Source organism: Roseitalea sp. (assembly GCF_984466335.1).
The window spans coordinates 1-2,307 of record NZ_CFIFWG010000254.1 but is presented as its reverse complement, the minus strand read 5'-3'; the positions used below and the strand labels follow the sequence as shown (position 1 = coordinate 2,307).

Here is a 2,307-nt window from a genome sequence, read left to right as displayed (position 1 = left end):
GCATGTCCGACACATCGTCGCGATGGGCGTAGACCGTGCAGAATTTGAACGCGATCAGCGTCAGTTCGCGCGCCAGCGTGTCCAGCACGGTGTGATGGGCCAGGATCCGCGCCCGCATCCAGGCATCGTCTTGCAGGGCCGCCTCAAGGGCGTCGTGATTGAACCGGGCGGCCGGAACCGGGCTGACGATCGCGGCCAGATCGCCGTCGCGCAGCAGGGCGACCGGCGCCCGGTCAACGATGCCCTCGTCGGGCAGCGCGGCGGGCGGCGCATCGCCGGCGATGCGAGCGACGCCATAGACGTAGCAAGCGTTATGTCCGGTGCCCATGGCGCGCCTTTCCGTCAGGCCGCCGCCGATTGCGCCTGCGGCTCCTGGCGAACGATGTCGACGAAGACGCTGCGCGATACGGCATCGGGATCGAAGCTGCATTGCGTCCCGTCGGCCGCGCGCGCCGGGTCGCCGCCTTGCCTGTGCGCATAGGCGGACAGCAGCTTGTAGGCGTCGGAAAGCTCGCCCATGCGCGCTGCGCCGTCCGCCCGGTCGGCACCCAGGTCTGGATGGGCGGCGCGCGCCAGCCGGCGATAGGACGCGGCGATCTCCCGCGCGTCGGCCCGCTGGCCCAATTGCAGCGTCCGGCGCGCCCGATCGATCTCTTCATAGCAGGGCAGATCGACCTCGACGGTGGCGAAGCTGGAGGGCGGCAGAGGCCCGACGCAACGGATCGTCAGCGCCCCTTGCGTCTCCTCGTCAAGAGCTTGAAGGCACGTATCCAGATCCTCCGTCCGCGCGCGATCGATAAGGATGGCCAGATTGACCGCCATGCGGTCATCCATGAGCGGATTGGCGACGCTGTCCAAGGCGCAGCCCCGCAATGCGCGCAACACCGTCTCATGGATCGCGCGACGACGCTCGTCGAGGCGCCGCTTGACGGCCTGTCCGAGCCGGATGCGCGCGGCCTCGCCCTCCTGCGGAGCCGCATCGGCCTTGAGCGCTGCGATATCGGGCTCCGAGCCGATCTCTTTAAAGACGCGTTCGATGTCCCAGATGACGACGATTTCCATCTGGATGCGGTCGGCGAACGCCTTCAGGCGCGCCCGCAGAAGGTCGCCCTCCCGCGCAAGAAGGTGCCGCAGCGTGCGCGCATCGGCGATGACGGTGCCGAACTTGACCGGCAGCACCGGCGCATGCGCCATGGCGGCCTCGATCACCCGCTGATGGGCGAGCAGATGGTGCACCGCCTCCTGGCGCGGAAGGTTGCGAAGGTCGACGGGCGGAGCCTCGCCGACCACGAGCCCAAGGCCGTCCTCGACGATCACCCGGGCCTGGGGGCCCGCGCCCCCCGTGCTCAGCGTGATCGGCGCGTCCGCCGCCAAGACCGCGTAAAGACAGGTTGCACTCATTGCGCGGACACCCTCCGGTTCCTTTCTTGCAGCGCCGACAGGAAGTGCTGCATGGTCACGAGCAGAAAAGGCGATCCCGCATCGGTTTCCTCGGCGACCCTTTCACGAATGGCCGCCAGCGCCGCTTCCCGGCAAAGCGCCTCCAGTTCGGCCCCGCTCATCGCATCGCCGCCATCGGCCAGCTCTTCGAGCACGACGTCGCTTGCGAGCGGCATGGCGCGTGTATGAACTTTCAGGATTTCCAGGCGCTCTCGGCGATCGGGCAGGCTGAATTCGATCACGGAATCAAAGCGGCCCGGTCGCACCAGCGCGGGGTCGAGCCGGTCGGGCCGATTGGTCGCGGCGAGGACGAAAACCCCCCGCAACTCCTCGATGCCGTCGAGTTCGGTCAGCAACTGGGCGACCGCGCGCTCGGTCACGTCGTTTCCCCCTCCATCGCCGCGGCGGGGAACGAGCGCGTCGAGTTCGTCGAAGAAGACGATGGTGGGCGCCGCCTGACGAGCCTTGCGAAACACCTCGCGAATGGCGCGCTCGGTCTCGCCGACCCACATGCTGAGCAATTGCGGACCCTTGACGGAAATGAAGTTGGCCTCGCTCTCGCCAGCCAGCGCGCGGGCCATCAGCGTCTTGCCGGTCCCCGGCGGCCCCGACAGCAGGACGCCGCGCGAGGGGCGAATGCCGGTTTCGGCGAACAACGCCCGGTGGCGGACCGGCCACAGCACCGCTTCGGCGAGCGCATCCTTGATCGCGTCCAGGCCGCCCACATCGGCCCAGCCCGCGTCCGGCACCTCGACGGCGATTTCGCGCAGGGCCGAAGGCTGGACATCGCCGAGACAGGTTTCGAAATCGTCCCATTCCACCTTGAGCTCAGCCAGCTTGTCCTCGGGAAGACGAAGCGCCTCGAAG

At 68.3% G+C, this 2,307-nt stretch carries 3 protein-coding genes; all 3 read right to left on the bottom strand.

Going from position 1 to position 2,307, the window contains the following annotated elements; all coding sequences use genetic code 11:
• Positions 1–328, bottom strand: a 328-nt coding sequence (locus AC5E6L_RS15240) for a GvpL/GvpF family gas vesicle protein (RefSeq protein ID WP_491774439.1), incomplete at its 3' end; no start/stop codon positions are given.
• A gap of 14 nt (positions 329–342) precedes the next feature.
• The gene (locus AC5E6L_RS15235) at positions 343–1,401 is read right to left on the bottom strand and encodes a GvpL/GvpF family gas vesicle protein (RefSeq protein WP_491774437.1); all 1,059 of its coding nucleotides are present in this window, start codon (positions 1,399–1,401) and stop codon (positions 343–345) included.
• A partial coding sequence (locus tag AC5E6L_RS15230; RefSeq protein WP_491774435.1) for an AAA family ATPase occupies positions 1,398–2,307 on the bottom strand: 910 nt, incomplete at its 5' end. The genes AC5E6L_RS15235 and AC5E6L_RS15230, both read right to left, overlap by 4 nt.

Bases quoted from the DNA above. Each gene is read 5' to 3' on its own strand.
- AC5E6L_RS15235 (WP_491774437.1), bottom strand. From the start codon at position 1,401: ATGAGTGCAACCTGTCTTTACGCGGTCTTGGCGGCGGACGCGCCGATC.